Source organism: Vibrio sp. R12-SG2-ISO1, from assembly GCF_059834045.1.
Genome location: NZ_JCBDGO010000017.1, coordinates 61806 through 81075, shown reverse-complemented (window position 1 = coordinate 81075; position 19270 = coordinate 61806). Strand labels below are relative to the sequence as shown.

The 19270-nt window shown below is 48.4% G+C and carries 16 protein-coding genes; 6 read left to right on the top strand and 10 right to left on the bottom strand.

Going from position 1 to position 19270, the window contains the following annotated elements; all coding sequences use genetic code 11:
- Position 1: 1 nt before the first annotated feature.
- The 3 genes from AC6R10_RS12305 to nirB all read right to left on the bottom strand — a co-directional run bounded on the left by AC6R10_RS12305 (position 2) and on the right by nirB (position 3889).
- Positions 2 to 856 carry a formate/nitrite transporter family protein gene (locus AC6R10_RS12305; protein WP_500672396.1) on the bottom strand — a complete coding sequence of 285 codons (855 nt, stop codon included), beginning with the start codon at positions 854 to 856 and terminating at the stop codon, positions 2 to 4.
- A gap of 119 nt (positions 857 to 975) precedes the next feature.
- A complete protein-coding gene (nirD, locus tag AC6R10_RS12300) occupies positions 976 to 1299 on the bottom strand; it encodes a nitrite reductase small subunit NirD (RefSeq protein ID WP_334552280.1) in 324 nt (107 codons plus the stop codon).
- A 16-nt stretch (positions 1300 to 1315) separates the two neighbouring features.
- A complete protein-coding gene (gene nirB, locus AC6R10_RS12295; RefSeq protein WP_500672395.1) occupies positions 1316 to 3889 on the bottom strand; it encodes a nitrite reductase large subunit NirB in 2574 nt (857 codons plus the stop codon).
- A 298-nt stretch (positions 3890 to 4187) separates the two neighbouring features.
- Here nirB and AC6R10_RS12290 point away from each other — a divergent pair, with 298 nt between their 5' ends.
- Positions 4188 to 5228: a GGDEF domain-containing protein gene (locus AC6R10_RS12290; protein WP_500672394.1), complete on the top strand. Its 1041-nt coding sequence runs from the start codon at positions 4188 to 4190 to the stop codon at positions 5226 to 5228.
- 5 nt (positions 5229 to 5233) lie between these two features.
- On the opposite strand, the gene AC6R10_RS12285 is transcribed toward AC6R10_RS12290, so the two are convergent.
- The 3 genes from AC6R10_RS12285 to AC6R10_RS12275 are packed head-to-tail and all read right to left on the bottom strand — an operon-like array spanning position 5234 to position 8250.
- Positions 5234 to 5902 (bottom strand): DUF2726 domain-containing protein, encoded by a 669-nt coding sequence (locus AC6R10_RS12285; RefSeq protein WP_500672393.1) that lies wholly within the window; start codon positions 5900 to 5902, stop codon positions 5234 to 5236.
- A 45-nt stretch (positions 5903 to 5947) separates the two neighbouring features.
- Positions 5948 to 6637, bottom strand: a complete 690-nt coding sequence (locus AC6R10_RS12280) for a response regulator (RefSeq protein WP_500672392.1) — start codon at positions 6635 to 6637, stop codon at positions 5948 to 5950.
- Entirely contained in the window at positions 6634 to 8250 is a 1617-nt protein-coding gene (locus tag AC6R10_RS12275; protein ID WP_500672391.1) for an ATP-binding protein, read from the bottom strand. Before AC6R10_RS12275 ends, AC6R10_RS12280 begins: the two co-directional genes overlap by 4 nt.
- A 398-nt stretch (positions 8251 to 8648) precedes the next feature.
- Here AC6R10_RS12275 and AC6R10_RS12270 point away from each other — a divergent pair, with 398 nt between their 5' ends.
- Entirely contained in the window at positions 8649 to 8873 is a 225-nt protein-coding gene (locus AC6R10_RS12270; protein ID WP_500631138.1) for a hypothetical protein, read from the top strand.
- Between the two features lie 93 nt (positions 8874 to 8966).
- Positions 8967 to 9506: a lipocalin family protein gene (locus tag AC6R10_RS12265; RefSeq protein ID WP_500672390.1), complete on the top strand. Its 540-nt coding sequence runs from the start codon at positions 8967 to 8969 to the stop codon at positions 9504 to 9506.
- Here AC6R10_RS12265 and AC6R10_RS12260 read toward each other — a convergent pair.
- Together AC6R10_RS12260 and AC6R10_RS12255 are read right to left on the bottom strand one after the other, a co-directional pair.
- On the bottom strand, positions 9471 to 10250 hold the full coding sequence (locus tag AC6R10_RS12260) for an MBL fold metallo-hydrolase (protein ID WP_500672389.1): 780 nt from the start codon (positions 10248 to 10250) through the stop codon (positions 9471 to 9473). The two genes, AC6R10_RS12265 and AC6R10_RS12260, sit on opposite strands and share 36 nt — an antisense overlap.
- A 144-nt stretch (positions 10251 to 10394) precedes the next feature.
- The gene (locus AC6R10_RS12255) at positions 10395 to 11351 is read right to left on the bottom strand and encodes a lactate/malate family dehydrogenase (protein ID WP_500672388.1); all 957 of its coding nucleotides are present in this window, start codon (positions 11349 to 11351) and stop codon (positions 10395 to 10397) included.
- A gap of 246 nt (positions 11352 to 11597) precedes the next feature.
- On the opposite strand from AC6R10_RS12255, the gene AC6R10_RS12250 reads away from it, so the two are divergent.
- The 3 genes from AC6R10_RS12250 (at position 11598) to AC6R10_RS12240 (ending at position 14273) form a co-directional block, all read left to right on the top strand.
- Positions 11598 to 12299: a glycerophosphodiester phosphodiesterase gene (locus tag AC6R10_RS12250; RefSeq protein ID WP_500672387.1), complete on the top strand. Its 702-nt coding sequence runs from the start codon at positions 11598 to 11600 to the stop codon at positions 12297 to 12299.
- 257 nt (positions 12300 to 12556) lie between these two features.
- Entirely contained in the window at positions 12557 to 12952 is a 396-nt protein-coding gene (locus AC6R10_RS12245; RefSeq protein WP_500672386.1) for a SulA-like leucine-rich domain-containing protein, read from the top strand.
- A gap of 217 nt (positions 12953 to 13169) precedes the next feature.
- The gene (locus AC6R10_RS12240) at positions 13170 to 14273 is read left to right on the top strand and encodes a phosphoribosylaminoimidazolesuccinocarboxamide synthase (RefSeq protein WP_500672385.1); all 1104 of its coding nucleotides are present in this window, start codon (positions 13170 to 13172) and stop codon (positions 14271 to 14273) included.
- Between the two features lie 96 nt (positions 14274 to 14369).
- On the opposite strand, the gene AC6R10_RS12235 is transcribed toward AC6R10_RS12240, so the two are convergent.
- Together AC6R10_RS12235 and gyrA are read right to left on the bottom strand one after the other, a co-directional pair.
- Complete coding sequence (locus tag AC6R10_RS12235) at positions 14370 to 16253, bottom strand: methyl-accepting chemotaxis protein (protein WP_500672384.1); 1884 nt, start codon at positions 16251 to 16253, stop codon at positions 14370 to 14372.
- A gap of 194 nt (positions 16254 to 16447) precedes the next feature.
- On the bottom strand, positions 16448 to 19081 hold the full coding sequence (gene gyrA / locus AC6R10_RS12230) for a DNA topoisomerase (ATP-hydrolyzing) subunit A (protein ID WP_500672383.1): 2634 nt from the start codon (positions 19079 to 19081) through the stop codon (positions 16448 to 16450).
- Positions 19082 to 19270 lie beyond the last annotated feature (189 nt).

The following is a 19270-nucleotide window of genomic DNA, read 5'->3' as shown; positions in this document are numbered from 1 at the left end:
ATTATTTCGCGTTCAATACCGGAGTTGCTTGCGCGTTCGTCTCTTCTGTGTCAAGCGCTGGCGCTGTTTTCGCGTGAGTGAGATAGAGAGGGATGCAGGTAAACACAAGGCCACCGACAATGTTACCTAAAATCGTTGGGATTAGGTTAAAGTTTAACCATGTCGCGACACCAAAATCCGCACCCAGCATCATACCTAGCGGGAATAGGAACATATTTACTACTGCGTGCTCGAATACTAGCGCGAAGAAAATAAAGATAGGGAACCACATAGCGGCGATACGGCCACTTAAACGGCGCGCGGTCATATTACCAATCACACCGAGACACACCATGAGGTTACACAAAATGCCGCGCACGAAGCAGGTGATCCAACCATCCATACCTAATGATTCAAAACCCGCCGAGCGTGCTGTTGAAGCATTGATGATGGTTTTAGCGACGGCGCCGCCATCATTGGTGAAGTTGGAGGTCAGTGACAGTGCAATGATGTAAGCGATGAAGATAGAGCCCACTAGGTTGCCCAGGCCAACGAGCCCCCAGCAGCGAAGGACGCGACCCCAGGTGATGCCTGGACGGTTTTCAAATTTCGCTAGCGGCGCTAAGCCAAAGACACCGGTCACTAAGTCGTAACCCATAATACTCAAAATCACAAAACCCACAGGGAACACCATCGCCCCGACTACACCCAACCCAGTTTGGGTAATCGTCGTGAGCGCCAGAACCACCGCCAGTGACAGGATAATACCCGCCATAAAGCCACGGATAAGTAAATCTCGCGTATGGGTGTTGGTTTTCGCTTCACCAACATTGATCATCGTTTGCACGAATTCAGCAGGCTTGAAATCAGACATCATTGTCTCTCCATAAAGTTTAAAAATAAAAGTGAATAGGGAAAGGCTCCCAGCTGTCGCAGCCCTGCGCCAACAGGGAACCTTTAATCTATTGACTCTAAGAAAGAAAGTAAGCGATAACGCTAGCCCTCAATCTCTACCGCCCCTTTCACGACGCGGGCATTAAACGCTTTGACGCTGAAGCGCTCATCTTCCATACACACGCCCGTTGCTAGGTTGAAATGCTGCTTTTTCAGTGGACTTGCCACCCAAAGCTCGCCTTTGTGCTCACCGATAAGGCCGCGTGATAACACGTTGGAACGAGCGAAAGGATCCATGTTGCTGATAGCAAACACCTCTTCTGCTTCTGACGGACGAAAGATTGCCACTTGTTGCTCCTTCACTAGCGCACATACGCCCGTGCCTGGGATGATGTCTGTGATGTCACATACTTTTTCAAATGCCATGATGATGACTCCGCTCTTATTCAGTCACTGCTACGTGAAGGATGTCGCCCTTTATTTTCGAGGAGACGGCTTCAGGGTGTTTTTCGGTGTAAGTGGCTGGGCGGTGCTGAGCACGCTCATCAACAAACACGACGTTGTCATCACGCTTATCTGAGTTGATGAAGTGTGAGAAGCGTTTTAACTGCGACTTATCGTTGATGGTATCCGTCCACTCGCAACGGAACGCTTCAACCAATTTCGCCACGTCCGTTTCTAGCTGTTCGTTGATACCCAGCTTGTCTTTGACAATCACTTCACGCAGGTAATCAACGCCACCTACCATGTTCTCTAGCCACACGGATGTGCGCTGCAGTGGCGCAGCCGTACGAATGTAGAACATCATGAAACGGTCAATGTATTTAATGAGCGTTACTTCATCTAGGTCGCTCGCGAGCAAATCAGCGTGGCGTGGCTTCATACCCCCGTTACCACAGACGTACATATTCCAACCTCCATCGGTCGCGATGATGCCAAGGTCTTTACCTTGCGCTTCCGCACACTCACGCGTACAGCCAGAGACACCGAACTTCATCTTGTGTGGAGTACGGATGCCTTTGTAGCGGTTCTCGATCATCACGCCTAGGCCAACTGAGTCTTGAACACCGTAGCGACACCACGTGGAGCCCACGCAAGTCTTGGCCATACGCAGTGCTTTCGCGTACGCTTGACCTGTTTCGTAGCCTGCGGCAATCAGCTTTTTCCAAATGGCAGGAAGGTCATCTTTTTGCGCGCCAAATAGACCGATACGCTGCGCGCCCGTCACTTTGGTGTAAAGGTTGTATTCCGCTGCCACTTCAGCCAATACTTTCAATGCTTGTGGGGTGACTTCCCCGCCGGCCATACGCGGAATCACCGAGTAAGTACCGTCTTTTTGCATGTTCCCGAGGAAGTTATCGTTGGTATCGTGCAGCTTAACCAGTTGTGGTTTTAGGATGTGCTCACCCCAGCAAGAAGCCAGAATAGAGCCCACTGCTGGCTTACATACTTCACAGCCGTAGCCTTTACCATACTTCTCTAGAAGCTCATCAAACGTTTTGATCTCTTCAATGCGAATCAGGTGGAATAGCTCTTGGCGAGAGTAGGCAAAGTGCTCACAAATATCGTTTTTCACTTCGATGCCAGATTTTGCCAGCTCAGCATTGAGAACTGATGTGACCAGTGGAATACAACCACCACAGCCAGTACCTGCACCGGTTGCCGCTTTAATGTCAGCAATCGTGTGATGACCTTCAGCCACCGCTTGTGCCACTTTGCCTTTCGTTACATCGAAACAAGAACAGATAACCGCACTTTCTGGTAGCGCGTCTGCACCCAGTGTTGGCTTCTCTGCACCAGCGTGCGCTGGCAGGATCAGCGTATCTGGGTGCTCTGGCAGGTCAATTTCATTAAGCATCAACTGAAGAAGATCGCCATAGTCAGACGTATCACCAACCATCACCGCGCCAAGCAGTTTTTTGTTGTCTTGGGACACAATCAGACGCTTGTAAACTTCTTGCTCTTCGTTTTGGTAAACGTAGCTCTTACAACCTGGAGTACGACCGTTGGCATCGCCAATAGACCCGACTTTCACGCCCAGCAGTTTCAGTTTGGCCGACATGTCAGCACCTTCAAACTTGCTGTCATTACCAAGCAGGTGATCAACCGCAACCGTTGCCATCTTGTAACCTGGCGCCACTAAGCCGTAGAACATATCGTTCCAAGCGGCACACTCACCGATCGCATAGATGTTCTCATCTGAAGTTTGAGCAACATCGTTGATGGCGATACCGCCACGAGTCCCGATCTCTAGCTCCATTTGACGCGCCAGTTTGTCTTGTGGGCGAATACCGGCCGAGAACACGATAAAGTCCGTCTCAAGCTCAGTGCCATCGGCAAAACGCATCACGTTACGTGCATTTTTGCCTTCTGGTGCAATCTCAAGTGTGTTTTTGCTGGTGTGAACGTTCACGCCCATGCTTTCAATTTTGTTACGCAGTTGGTCGCCGCCCGCTTGATCGAGTTGCTCAGCCATCAACTTAGGTGCAAACTCAACGACGTGTGTTTCAACGCCCAGCGCCTTTAATGCGCCTGCCGCTTCAAGGCCAAGTAGACCGCCGCCGATAACCACACCGACTTTGCTCTTCTTCGCACAAGCTTCAATCGCTTTTAGATCTTCAATGGTGCGGTAAACAAAGCAATCTTTGCTTTCGCGACCTTTAATGGGCGGCACAAATGGGAAAGATCCCGTCGCCATAATCAGCTTATCGTACTGAATTTCACGGCCAGAGCTTGAATAGACGGTGCGTTTGTCTCGATTGACGTTAATTGCGCGCTCACCGAGTAATACGTTGATCGCGTGTTTTTCGTAGAAGCCTTCTTTAACGAGAGAGAGTTCTTGCGCGGTATGGTGAGAAAAGTAAGAAGAAAGGTGGACACGGTCATAGGCAACACGAGGCTCTTCGCAAAAAACCGTGATGTCAAACTGTGAGACATCCGTCTTATCGACCAAATCTTCCAGATAACGATGGCCAACCATGCCGTTGCCGACGATGACCAGTTTCAACTTGCTCATAATACTTCCTAAGAGTTAGGTGCTTATATCTGAGCGCATTGTTTATCGATTGGCTGATTTATTTCATGACGTAAATCAATTCAAAAATCAAACTACCCTAAAGGGGTAGACGTGAACTAAAGTGAATTCAAACACCTATCTGCCATTTATGCTTTGAGATCACACTAACACTGTAACAGTGCACCTAATTTCATTTTCATTAGTGTGATCTTACTTCACTCCTGAGCTTGATTAGTGAAATTAATGGCATAATATGTCTATTAATCAAACAAAAGTATAATAAAACAGCGGTTAACAGATGGCTTCAGGGAACGAACTCGATATTTTTCGACCGTCGCGGCAATTGCGACGGGCAACGTTATTTTGGCTTAGTTTAGTGTTGGCTGCCATGTCGATGCTGGTGGCCATTGTGAACGTCTATGTTGGACCGTTTTATACGCTTGCCTACATAGAAGCGATGTTTTGCACCTTCTCTCTTTACGTGGGTTACTGTTGCTACCATGGCAGGCACTCGAACACCTTAGCAGTGCTCTACATTTATAGCGTGGTGGCCATCATTAGCATCGCGACCTATAGCCACCCAGTCGCGCACGGTTTGTTTGTATGGGCGTTCCTTTACCCAGTTCTCTTTTATCTGATTCTTGGTCGTCGACAAGGCTTCATTGCAACAGCGATTGGATTCTCTTTACAGTTGGTGATCATCTCTCAAAAAAACGGCGATACCGCCCTACTTGATTACTTCCACCTCTCGATTAACTTTGCGCTTGCCTTTGCCGCGGTGTGGGTAACTGCGCACGTCTTGGAGGTCAAGCGTAAAACCTCTGAAGCCTCCTTAGGTCACCTAGCGTCACGCGACGCTCTGACGGGTGTCTACAACCGCCATGCGTTGGTGCATAACTTCGAGCGTTATCGTCGTGAGAGTCAAACACTGCCTCTCTCTTTGCTGATCTTAGATTTGGATTACTTTAAGCAGGTCAATGACCAATTTGGCCACGATGTCGGAGATAAGGTCCTGATACAGACGGCGGCACTGATTGATGCCTTAAGCGATGAGCATCTGGTCTATCGCATTGGGGGCGAAGAGTTTTGTGTTGCCCTGCACAACACGGATTTACCGCAAGCGATGCAAAAAGCCGAACAGATTCGCGCCACGATTGAACGTGCAAACTTTCACTCTCGTGAAGAGCCGATTCATTTAACCGTCAGTATTGGGGTTTACCAGTGCGACCACTACCACGATCTTGAAAGTGTGCTGCGTGAAGCCGACAAAGAGCTCTATCGCGCCAAACAAAATGGCCGCAATCAGGTCATGGTATGCAATGAAGCGGCGGCCTCATAGGGCCGCTATTCTGCGGTGTCTGACTCGTCGTCAAACACAACGTTGTAGTTTTCTGTGTAAGTACAGTGAGGTTGGCGGCTACAAGTAAAGAAACGCCGACCTTTGAACTCCCCTTGGCTGGCGATCTTGATGTTCATTGGGCTGCCGCAGCGTTTGCAAAAACGCACCTCTTTATCCGATTCAATCAGATCAATATGTGCGGCGAGCAATCGACGCAGTCTCCCGACTTGATAGCTGTGCTTGACCGTTGCACCGATGAGCGGGATCCCGGCAGATTTGCATACGTGCATCAACAGCTTCTGGCGCTCGACCTTACCTTTATTGAGCTCTTTGCCGTCATCAAGCTCAATCACGGCCCGCACATCCAAAGAACGAGGATCGCACACCACATAGTCAAAATAGCTTCGCGCAATGCGGTTGTTGGCGATAAACCACTGCTTTTTGTCGGTGGCCTTGGGCGCTATGACGTTCGCCATGTTCACTTTACTCAGCACCACCGCTTGCTGACCAACCGCGCTGATAAGGGCATTGTAAAACGCCGTCTCTTGCATGTTGAGTAGTGCGCCCTTGCGTTTGTAGGCGCTGTCTTTGAGCTCATCTTGCGTAAGAAATCGCTTTTGCACGATGAAAAAGAAGATCACTAGTATCGCAACAACGATGAAAACACTTTCCATTCCATTCACACCAATAGCTTAACTTTTCAATACTTTACCACAACTTCACTCCGCCGCAGCAGATTTGTAGCAGCGCTCAGGGCGCCCGACCGTGCCGTAGTTGAGATCCGCCGTCAGCTCACCCGTACTGATTAAGTGTTCCAGATAGCGCCGAGCTGTGGTGCGGCTTGCGCCAATCTGCTCGCCCGCCTCATCCGCGGTCAAACTCTCGGCTTGCTTAAACAGAGCACGAATTTTATCCAAAGTAACGGCGTCAATGCCTTTTGGCAGTCGGGCCACATTGGAGGTCGCTGGCGTGGATGCTTGCAGCATTTTATCCACTAAGCGTTGATCGATACCGTCACTGTGCGTCAGTTGTTGCTGCCTATCTCGATATTTGCTTAACGCCGCTTCTAGGCGAGAAAAGACGACGGGTTTGAGCAAGTAATCCACCACACCACCGCGCATCGCCTGTTGTAAGGTTTCAACATCGCGCGCCGCCGTGATCAAAATCGCGTCACACTGGCGCTGTTTTGCGCGCAATTCACGCAAAATATCCAGCCCCGTTCCATCAGGCAAGTGAACGTCGAGCAGCACGAGATCGGGGGTCAGCAGATCGAGTTGCATGTCTGCCTCCACTTTACTTGTCGCGATACCAATAACCTCAAAGCCGCCCATCTGATCGAGATAACGTTGGTGAAGCTGCGCGATGGCTAAGTCATCTTCCACAATCATGATTCGAATCGCCGAACTCATCCTCGCTCTTCCTTTGGTAAATAGACTGTCATTCTGGTGCCAAAATCCTTGTTATCGGTAATATCTAACTGTCCGTGGTAACGTGTAGAGAGCTCATTCACTAAGTATAATCCGACCCCGCGATTAGATTGGTCTTTACTCGACACACCGCGTTGAACAAGATCCTCTTTGCTTAGGTGTACAGGTAGCCCGCAACCTTGATCGCTCACCTCAAGAATGATCTCGTTACCATAATCACTGATCGAGACTTCTATGATGCGCCTCGATTGGGCTAATTGCCCTTCTTGGCTAATTGCCTCACGCACGGCATCAAACGCGTTGTCGATCAAATTACCTAAGATGGTGACTATGTCTTCGGCATTGATTCGCTTTGGTAACGGCTCGAGTCTTGTGCCTTCTTCTACCGTCAACTCCAATCCAAGCTCGCGCGCGCGCTCGGTTTTGCCAAGCAACATGCCCGCGATTAGCGGCTCTTTAACCGTCTCGCGTAAAAATTCGATCAAGACTTGATAATGCTCAGTCTCTTGGCCAATCAATGCAAGCACTCCCTCTAACTCCCCCATTTGCACCATGCCGCTGATGGTGTTGAGTTTGTTTCGATGCTCATGCGTTTGGGAGCGGAGCATCTCTGCGTACTCTTTGGTTTTGGCCAATTGCTCAGTTAAATCTGTGATATCGTCACGCAAGCGGAAACTGGACACCGCACCGACCACTTGGCCATCCAATATAATCGGGCTGCGATTGGCAATAAGGCGTTTATTATTGAGGTAAAGATTGATGTCGTTATCGGTGCGAGCAGTCGTCAACACAGTATGCAAATCACTGTCTGGCAACACTTCACTGAGTGGCTGATTCAAACATGCCTGTTTATCCAAACCTAAAATTTGGCAGGCACTTTTATTGATTGAGCGCAGTTTACCGGCCCCATCGATACTCAAAATGCCTTCTTTAAGGGTTTCCAGTGTTACATCCAACTCGACATAAAGTCGGCCAATCTCTTCGGGCTCAAACCCCAATATCGCTTTTTGAAAGCGCCGTGATGCATAGCTAGAGACCAAGGCGTTCGCACCGACCACTATTAATGCCATCACAATCAAGAAGAACAGGAAGGGTTCAATCCTGTCTTGAAGCCGGTCAATCAAATACCCGACAGACACAACGCCGATGATTTCACCTTGCTGATTAAACACCGCCGTTTTACCCCGCACAGAGTAGCCCAGTGACCCTTTGGCGAACGAGATGTACGCCTCCCCGTCGACCAAAGCGCGCTTGTTATCACCACCGCGCATCGGCTTACCAATTCGATCATCGACTGGGTGCACCAAACGCATACCTTGCTTGTCACCGATCACGATAAATGCGGCGCCAATCAACTGGGTCAAATCACGATAGCGCTGCTGACTTTGCACTTGGCCGGTTTCAATCATTTCAATCACAATCGGTGATTTGGCAAGAAAAGAGGCCACCCCAAGCGCCTTCAAGCCCATCTCTTCTTCTTGCGAATGCTTGATGTAAATAAAACCGGCGGCCGAGAGCAAGAGCAATTCGATTAGCCCAGATAATGTCATGATCATCAGCATCCGTTTGCGAAAGCTGATACTGCTCCAATTCATACTTTTCCTCAGTGCCGATCGCGTGTCGCTGCGATCAAGAGACCTTCCTATAATGAGACATTTTAAGGCTAACATCGATGCCAGTATTGGACGACTGGCGCTCATCCAAACTGTGAATTCCCCAAGTGAATTGAGATCAAAATGCTAATAACTTGGTGCTTTTTTAGCCGCAAGGTTGCTTTTTTGAGTTCACTTCATGTTTATTCAGTTATTAACCTCCTTTTCATTGATTAAGATCAAACCGTTTTTAGAACATTTTATGCACTAAAACCGCATTTGTTTTGTATACTATTTGAACACTCAGTGGTAATCGTCATTGGCTAACCTGCAGCACACCGTTTAAAAGAAGCGACTCACGCACAAGATTCGATGCTGCTCAACAGATAGGAACGTTGGACATGGAAAAGGATATGTACGGCTTCTGCCTTTCAAAAGCGCTACTTTCAAACCATCTCACTGGTACGTTCACTCACGTTCGTGCTTATGAATCTTGCCCTTCTGGTGAACAAGATCGCATCAAACATGCCTACCCCCAATTGTCGGGTAAAGAGCTGCTTGCGACCATGAGCAGCTCGGATCGTCTGCGTTGGCGAGCCGAATTTGTCTGCTTAGACTCAAAATGATCGTCATTACTCGATGAATGCACCATACTTAAGAGAAACCATCCGGTTTCTCTTTTTGTTTCAATGCACTCTATCCACAACGAGAGGTGTAACATGACCCTTCATCCCCGTATTTTGGCGCTATTTGCGGTACTGATCTCGCTGTTGTCCGGTTGTGTGTCGACACCCACCGGCATCGCGCCTGTTAATGATTTCTCTCTCGAGCGCTATCTTGGCACATGGCATGAGGTTGCTCGGCTTAATCACAGCTTTGAACGGGGTCTCAGCCATGTCAGCGCACAATACTCGCTCAATGATGATGGCAGCGTGCAAGTGATCAATCGTGGCTGGAGTGATGAAGATAACCAGTGGAAAGAAGCGATAGGTGTTGCCAAATTTGTCGATGGCGAGGAGATTGGGCACCTCAAAGTCTCTTTCTTTGGTCCGTTTTACGGCAGTTATGTGGTGTTCTATTTAGAAGAGGATTATTCAGCCGCGGTCGTCAGCGGTTACAATCGAGACTATTTATGGATTCTCGCCAGAGAGCCTGATTTGCCTGCGTACAAGCTCAATAAATACGTTAGGATTGCCCAATCCGCTGGCTTTGACACAGAGCAGTTACTGTTTCCTTTTCATGGTGACCTGAGCGAATAGGCCTTTTAGCACTGCGCGTAACTTGGTTTTTGTTGCCCTCCAGTGCGTTGAGGGAGTGGTGGGCGTGGTCGCGATAAGGTGCTGATAGGCGCTCTCATCGAAGGTCACCGAGCCACCATGAGCAACGAGCAAAGTCACTGGGTTTAGCTTGAAAACCCGCTCGACGGAGCGCCGATAGTGATTAGGATAAAAGATAGGGAAAGGTGAGATCAGATGCTGTTTCACTTCCACCATTAAGTCCGCCACATAGAGTAGCCGTGTGGGCTCATGCCACAAAGAGAGGTCCCGATCAGTGTGGCCCGGCGTCTCTAGAATCGTCCAATCTGGAAATCCAGGTATCTGGTCCCCTTCATTGACTACGCTATCAGGCTTGAGGTAACGGTCATACCAGAGGTTGACGCGTGCTTTTTTCATTCTCCCCGCTACCCATAATGCGAGTAGCAAATCTGACAAAAACATCGCCCCACCCGACCACCCTTGATACCAATGGGTCTTTTTGTCGGCAGAAACTATCTGGCACCCCGTTAATGCTCTTATACGATGCGCCGCACCCGCATGATCGGGGTGCATGTGTGTCACCACAACGACTTTCAGATCGCTCAGAGGACGCGCAAGCTGCTGCTCAATGAACTGGCACAAGTACGTAATGTCGGCTCGACTAGCGCCGTCAAGAAGCAAGAGCTTGTCGGGATACTCAGCGAGATAGATGGTTTGAATATAACCTTGAATGGTATGAATGTGCATAACGCTGCTAATTTAACAATGTATTCACATTATAAATTAACAGCGTCTTACTCTTGGCAAAGAGTAAAAACTCTAAGCTGTGAGCCCTATCCTCTTTTTTAAGCCAGTAGCGAGACAGGTTGTGATCTTGCAAAGAACAACCCGTTAACGGGCATTCAAACCTGTTTGCGCCGCCACTTGATCAACGATTTTCGTGACGTTATCCGCCACCGCATGGAGTGTACTGAGCTCATCTTGAGTAAAGGGATGTTGCAAAATCGCTTGGGCACCATTTTGCCCGACGACGGTTGGCAAACTGAGCACAACATTGTCGAGGCCATAATCCCCTTGTATCAAGGTCGCAACCGGCAACACCGAGCGTTCATTGATCATAATGGCTTGAATAATCCGGAACACACTCGCGGCAATACCGTGTGTGGTGTTTTGCTTGCGCTTAAATATCTCGTAACCCGCTTGCTTGACCGATTCAAGCAGTTCATCCGCGCAAATACGAGGCATTTTGTGTGTATCGCAGTAATAATCTGCAGGTTGTCCGGCGATCGAAATTAAGCTCTTGGGGGTGAAGCAGTTGCTTCCATGCTCACCAAGAACATAACCGAAGACGTTTTTAGGATCTAAGTTGACGCGGTTAGCCACAATACTCATCAAACGTGCGGTATCAATCACACAACCGCTGCTGATCACTTTCTCCGCTGTGTAGCCAGTATTGGTTGCGATAAAGTGTGTGACAATGTCACAAGGGTTGGAGACCACGATGAGTATCGCGTTCGGTGCGACGCGCTCAACATTCCTCGCGATATCAACACCAATTTTGGCGTTGATTTCTGCCAAATCAATTCGAGTCTGCCCCTGCTTAATCTGCGCGCCTGCGGTAATCACGACAATGTCTGCGCCAATCAAACTGAGATAGTCATCGGTCGGCACAATGTGGGTATTTTTTGTGAATGTTAGCGCGGCAGTATGGCGAAAATCGAACGCTTCCCCCTCCGCCCTTGCTAGATTCTGATCCAACAACACCAGTTCACTAATGCTGCCCAATGTCAGTAGATAATTACAGACACCCACACCCACTGCGCCAGCGCCGATCACTCCGATCTTCATGCTCTCTTCCTTGTTCCAATCAAATTTAGTGCTCTGGGCTTATTCTAATCGTCTGAAACCTCTTTTTTCCAATTTAATTTTGTCTAAAAATTAAATATTAGATAAAAATATCGCTCATAGCATAAAATCCAGTAGAGTTAATCGCAATCTGTTGAAAGAGCGAGCACAATTTAGAGAGCAAAATGACTACCACATCCACTCAATGACGCGTATTCTCAGACCAAATCCCTCCGTTGAGAATCAGATATGCTCATTATTGGCCACCGCGGCGTGGCAGGACACTATCCAGAAAACACCGCCGCCAGCATTCAAGCGGCGATAGATCTTGGCCTTACTTGGGTTGAAGTCGATGTGCAGCCTTGCAAAGACGGGCATCTCGTCGTGTGTCACGACCATACTGTTGACCGTTGCTCGAATGGTACAGGCAGAGTCGACACCTTGACACTCAGTGCGCTCAAACAACTCAACTTTGCGGCACGCCATGAAGGTCAAGTGACACCACAAACCCTGTTAACCCTTGAAGAGCTACTGACACTTATTGAACCCAGCGACATCAAGCTGAATATTGAAGTGAAAGTTGATACCCACGACGCCCAATCGGTATGCGCGCTATTGGCCTCTACGCTCAATGCGACCTCAATACCGCTAGAGCGCATTATTTTGTCGAGTTTTAGCCATGACGTGATGCGCGAGTTAGCGAAGCAAATTCCTCAGTGTCGACGCGCTTTACTTACCGAGCGATTGAAGCGAAAGGATTGGCGACTGCTCAAAGAGGTGGAGGCGACAGGCTGCAATATCGGCGCGACATGGGCGACCAAGTCTACCGTTTCAAAGCTACAAGATGCCGGGTATGAAGTGTGGTGTTACACCATCAATAATCCGAAACGACTCAAACACCTTTCTCAATTGGATGGTATTTTTAGCGACTATCCAGAACGTTTTCTCTAGCACCTCCTCTCACCCTGTTCGCCTCTACTTGGCCTCCTGCTGAGTAGAGTGCGTCACCCATCACATTTCCTGCACCTTTTCAAAGCTCTCATTCAACCTATCAAACCAATATAATTTAACTATTTATCAGATAGTTAGAAAACAAACCTCTTTTATCAACCTACCTAACTCGCTCATTCTGCGTGCAAAAAATGCTTGCGTCTTCACCACAACAAAACTACTGTATACACATACAGCATGTATAAAAGGACAGTATTATGATTTCAGTTCAAACACCTCGTCAGGGCTACTCAAAGTTTAATGTGTTGGCTCAGCCTACCCAGCCTCTATCTTTGGATGACACCAGCCTTGAACGACTGGCTGATCTGTCACAGCAGAAACAGTGGATTCTATTTACAGGTCAATGCCCACGTCCAGATTTTGCCCAACTGTCCTCTCATCAAGTGCGTTGCAATCAAATCATCCACATGAAGCCATCGCAAACTCAGTCGGAAGTCGATATTGTGACCAAAGCGATTCAATCAGGTAATGCCAGTGCGGTGGTTGCCTCCTGTGAGCTCTCTCTTATCGAACAGCGACTATTGAAAGAACTGGCCAAGCAGCACCACTGTGAAGTCTTTTTTGTTGATGCGTCTATGCATCACTACCACTAAATCGAAACCTCACTGCCTTCGCCTCTTATCGTTGTGATAAGAGGCGTTTCTTTTCGCGGTTTCTTGATTTGAAACCAAGGTCTAACCCATTCAACTTAAAAACAAGCAAACGTTTGCTTTTTATCTGGAACCGAGAAAAAGTTCTGGTATCATGCTCTGCAAATGAATAGCCTTCATGGCTTATCAACCATTTTTGACAAATTATAGGAATGTCTAAATGAGTCTCGCAGAACAAGTTCTCGCCGTTAATGACGATCTTCCCATCCGCACTGATAAACCGGTTCACAGTGGTAAAGTCCGCTCTGTGTATTGGCTAACCGAAGCCGATAGCCGACGCCTTATCGAAGAAAAAGGTTACGACGTGTCGCCTGACGCACCACTAGCAATTATGGTGATCAGTGACCGTATCTCCGCGTTTGACTGCATTTGGCACGGTGAAGGGAATCTAAAAGGCGTGCCAGGTAAAGGGGCGGCGTTAAACGCCATCTCAAACCACTGGTTCCAATTGTTTAAAGACAATGGGCTCGCAGACAGCCACATTCTCGACATTCCTCACCCATTGGTTTGGATCGTGCAAAAAGCCAAGCCCATCATGATCGAAGCCATCTGCCGCCAATACATCACCGGTTCAATGTGGCGTGCTTACGAAAAAGGTGAGCGCGAGTTTTGTGGTATCACACTACCTGAGGGCTTAGAGAAAGACAAAGCGCTTCCAGAGCTACTTATGACGCCATCCACTAAAGGCATTCTACATGGCATCCCTGGTGTACCAGAAGCGGACGACGTCAACATCAGTCGCCGCAACATTGAGGAGAACTTTGCCGCGTTTAACTTCTCAAAGCAAAGCGACATCGCGCTTTATGAGAAGCTACTCAGTGAAGGCTTTGGCGTCATTAGCTCTGCGCTAGCGAAAGTCGGTCAAATCTTTGTTGATACCAAATTTGAGTTTGGTTACGTCACCGACGCGGCGGGTCAGGAAAAACTCATCTACATGGATGAAGTGGGGACACCGGACTCTTCACGTATTTGGGATGAAGCACAATACCAAGCCGGCAATATTGTCGAGAACTCAAAAGAAGGGTTCCGCCAGTTCTTGCTGAACCACTTCCCTGACCCAGACATCTTGCTTAATAAAGATCGCATGCCTGAGCGTGAAGCCCTTGCTCGTGACAATGCCCTTCCTCTCTCTGCGTTGATGGACATCTCAAAGACCTACACAGGTATCGCAGAAAAGATCACCGGCAAAGCGATTACGCTCAGCGTTAATCCGAAGCAAGAGATCATCGATATTCTTGCCGCAGACTACGGTCTCATTGACTAAGTGGCCTGTTCGACTGAAACGACAACGCCCAGCTTAGCTGGGCGTTGTTTTATCTTAACAATGATATCTCTACTTAGTGGCTTTTCATCTCATCGCTTAGAGCTTAAAGCGCTTTATCTCTTGTTCAAGCTGAAGTGAGAGCTCGGAAAGCTGTCTCGCTTGAGCCGCAGCGTCATGCGCTTCATCGGCTAATTCATTGGAGACATCACGAATACCAACCGTATTACGCGTGATTTCTGACGTCACCGAGGCTTGCTCTTCTGCCGCTGAGGCGATCTGAGTCGCCATATCGCTAATACGCTCGACCGCATGTTGAATATCAGTGAGGCTGTGTGCCGCCAAATCCGCGTCTTCAACACTGGTTCCCGCTAATTGTCCACTATCACGCATGATGCCCACCGCTTTTAGCGTTGTGCCTTGTAGTGTCTCAATCATGTGTTGGATCTCTTTGGTCGATGAGTGGGTACGTTGGCTAAGCACGCGCACTTCATCGGCAACGACCGCGAACCCACGACCCTGCTCACCAGCGCGAGCGGCTTCAATGGCCGCATTCAAGGCGAGCAAGTTTGTCTGCTCTGCGATGTCTTGAATCGTCGAAAGAATGGTATTGATGCTGTTGCCATGGACTTCAAGCTCTTGAATGACCTTTGTCGCCACTTGAACTTCATTAGCCAGGTTCTGAATCGAGCTTTGCGTTTGCACCACTTGTTTACCACCTTGCATACAGGCTGATACCGCTTGGGTTGAGTTCTGCGCTGTGTGGTCCGCGTTGCCGGCAATTTCTTGCGTCGCGGCCGCCATCTCATTGATGGCAGTGGCGACCATGTTGATCTCATCTTGCTGTAAACGAATTCGTTCACTTCTCTGCGCGGCATTTCGTGCTGTGCTTTTCGATTGCTCAGACAATGAGGCAGACACAAGGCTCAGCTTCGATACCATCGCATGCATATTGCCAACAAACGTATTAAAGTTTGCCGCCAGTTGACCCACTTCATCGTCACTTCTTGGCTCTAGACGCTGAGTTAAATCCCCTTCGCCTGACGCAATGGCTTCCAAGGCGGTCGACACGCGCACTAAATCGCGAAATAAGAAGCTCACCAACCAAGAGACCAGTGCGATGACCACTGCCGTGATCACCAGTGACGTCACCACCAGCTTGATCATCAGCTGATTGAGCGCCGCTTCTTCTGTCGTCACATCCATTTCAATGGCGAAAATCCAAGGGGTGTGGGCAACGGATTTGAAATAGTACAGCTTCTCTTGATTGCCTTGATGTAAACGATGTATCGATCCGTTGTCTGCTGCCTGTTTGATGTCTCGCAAAGATAATCGGTCGAACAACTGACTGACCGGTTTGAGCAGCAAGTTTTTATCAGGATGAGCGAGGAAGTTACCATCTTGTGTATCAATCAACATCGCGTGCGCATTTTTGCCTACATTGAGGTTGATGACGTCGTTAATCAGCTGATCAATCAACACATCGGCCCCAACCACACCAAGTAGCTGCGTACCCTGCGTAATCGGTTGAGCGATCGTCACGAGCAACGCATTAGTGATTGCATCTTGGTAAGCCGTAGTGATCATCTGGCGTCCTGCATTCTTGGCATCGATATACCAAGGTCTGACTCGCGGGTCGTAGTCGGCACGATTCCGCTCAGGGTGAGAGCGGAACATCTCTCCCTTCGGTGTGCCGTAGAAAATGTCGTCGAAGCCACCAGCATTGCGTGCTTGTTGCAGATAAGGAACCACATTCTCTTCGCCTACGTATTGATTGAAGGCAGACGCAATGTCCTTGCGGATCGCTATCCAGTCGGCAATACCGGAGGTCGCCGCATTGGCGATACTTTCTGCACGGTCTTGTACACCTTGATGAGTTTGATTGGCAAGTTGCTGGGCAGACAGCCAAGTCAAGACGCTGGCCATCAAAACAACGGCCGACAAACTAGCAATAATGAGTTTTTGTTTGAGTGATAACTTCATGATTCGCATTGAGTGAGTAAATAAACATCGCGCGCATTCTATAGGCAAAATGGCACCTATGCACGTGAATTAAATTTCGCTCATCAATTAGCTAAACTATTGTTATAACGATATATTTTTGACGCCAATTTTTAATCGATCAAAAAAGCCGAGGGGTTAACCTCGGCTTTCTTTATCAACGTAACAGAGTAAGATTACACTTGCTCGTCATCACCGTCATTCACATCCGGTGCGTCAGTTGGCGCGCTCACTTGTGCTAACTCATCTTGCTCAGCATCTTCGCCATCGATGATGTCTGCTTGTTCGATTTCATCGATACGCTGTAATCCAACGACCGATTCATCTTCAGCGGTGCGGATCAGAGTCACACCTTGTGTGTTACGACCGACTTGGCTCACTTCCGCCACACGAGTACGTACCAGTGTACCGGCATCGGTGATCATCATCATCTCATCGCCTTCTTCTACTTGAACAGCGCCAACGACTGGGCCGTTACGTTCGGAGACTTTGATAGAGACAACACCTTGGGTCGCGCGACCTTTAATTGGGTATTCCGCCAATTCAGTACGCTTACCGTAGCCGTTTTGCGTCACGGTGAGGATATCGCCTTCGTTCGCAGGAACGATCAGTGACACCACTTGGTCATCATCCGCTAACTTCATACCGCGCACACCTGCTGCAGTACGGCCCATGGCACGGACTTTATCTTCACTAAAGCGCACCACTTTGCCCGCTTTAGAGAAAAGCATAATGTCGCTTTCACCGGTAGTGATATCCACACCAATCAGTGAATCGTCATCACGCAAGTTCACCGCAATCAGACCATTTGAACGAACATTGGCAAATTGATCCAGTGACGTTTTCTTCACTGTACCATCGCCTGTCGCCATGAAAATGTATTTGTCTGCTGAAAACTCATCGACTGGCAAAATAGCCGTAATACGCTCTCCCTCTTCAAGAGGCAGAATATTAACGATTGGCTTACCACGTGCTGTGCGTGTCGCTTGAGGCAATTGGTACACCTTCAAACGGTAGGTCTTACCGCGAGTCGAGAAGCAGAGAATATTGTCATGCGTATTGGCGACAAGCAGACGCTCAATAAAGTCTTCGTCCTTCATCTTGGTGGCGCTCTTACCTTTACCACCACGACGCTGAGATTCGTAATCACTCAGTAGCTGATACTTCACATAGCCTTCGTGAGACAGGGTTACCACTACGTCTTCACGAGCAATCAGCTCTTCCATGTCGATGTCATGGGTAGCCGCTGTGATTTCTGTACGACGAGGATCGCCGTAACCATCACGTACCGCTTCTAACTCTTCACGGATGACTTCCATCAAGCGCTCAGTGCTAGCCAGGATGTGCATAAGCTCTGCGATTTCATCTAGAAGTGCTTTGTACTCATCAAGAATCTTCTCGTGCTCTAGACCGGTTAGACGGTGTAGACGAAGTTCTAGAATGGCTTGCGCTTGAGTTTCTGTTAAGTAGTACAGACCATCACGGATACCGTATTGATCTTCTAGCCATTCTGGACGTGCAGCATCAGTACCCGCACGCTCAAGCATTGATGCAACGTTACCCAGATCCCAGCCACGCGATACCAAGCCCACTTTCGCTTCTGCTGGTGTTGGTGCGTTTTTGATCAGCTCAATAACTTCATCGATGTTTGCAAGCGCAAGCGATAATGCTTCAAGGATATGCGCACGTTCACGTGCTTTGCGTAGTTCGAAGATAGTACGACGAGTGACCACTTCACGACGGTGGTCAACGAAGCACTTCAACATGTCTTTTAGGTTGAATAGCTGTGGCTGGCCGTTATTTAGAGCCACCATGTTGATACCGAAAGTCGTTTGCAGCTGAGTCTGTGCGTAGAGGTTGTTGAGCACCACTTCGCCTACTGCATCACGCTTACATTCAATCACAATGCGCATGCCGTCTTTATCAGACTCGTCACGCAGTGCACTGATGCCTTCCACTTTCTTATCTTTAACCAGCTCAGCAATCTTTTCGATAAGACGAGCTTTGTTCACTTGATAAGGAATTTCAGTGACAATAATGGTCTCTTTGCCATTTTTCTCTACTTCGATTTCCGCTTTAGAACGCATGTAGATCTTACCGCGACCGGTTTTGTACGCGTCTACAATGCCTTTGCGGCCACTGATGAGCGCCGCAGTCGGGAAATCAGGACCCGGTATGTAGTCCATAAGCTCATCAATCGTGATTTCTTCATTATTGATGTAAGCCAGACAGCCATCAATCACTTCACCTAGGTTGTGAGGCGGAATATTGGTGGCCATACCTACCGCGATACCAGAGGCACCGTTCACCAGTAGGTTAGGAATTTTTGTCGGCAGTACCGCAGGGATTTGCTCTGTGCCATCATAGTTTGGCACGTAATCTACGGTTTCTTTGTCTAGGTCAGCGAGAAGTTCGTGGGCAATTTTTGCCATACGCACTTCGGTGTAACGCATTGCTGCTGCGGAGTCACCATCGATAGAACCAAAGTTACCTTGGCCATCAACAAGCATGTAGCGCAATGAAAACGGCTGAGCCATACGTACGATAGTATCGTACACAGCACTGTCACCATGAGGGTGATATTTACCGATAACGTCGCCAACAACACGGGCAGATTTTTTGTATGGTTTATTCCAATCATTACCTAGTACGTTCATCGCGAATAACACGCGGCGGTGTACAGGCTTTAGGCCATCACGCACATCTGGAAGAGCACGACCAACGATGACTGACATCGCATAGTCTAGGTAGGAACCTCGCAGCTCATCTTCAATGTTTACGGGCGTGATCTCTTTAGCTAGATCGCTCATAGAGCCATTATCCCTCTATTTATAGATCGTATGTACAATACGTTTAAGGTGCAAAAATATAACACACAAATCAATAGTTCGGCATTACTTTCCCGCCCGTTTTATCAGGTTGTGAGCTTGGTTGTGAATCAAACGCTGAGAAATTGCACACTCATGAATTATCTTGCTGATTAATGACTACTTTTTAGC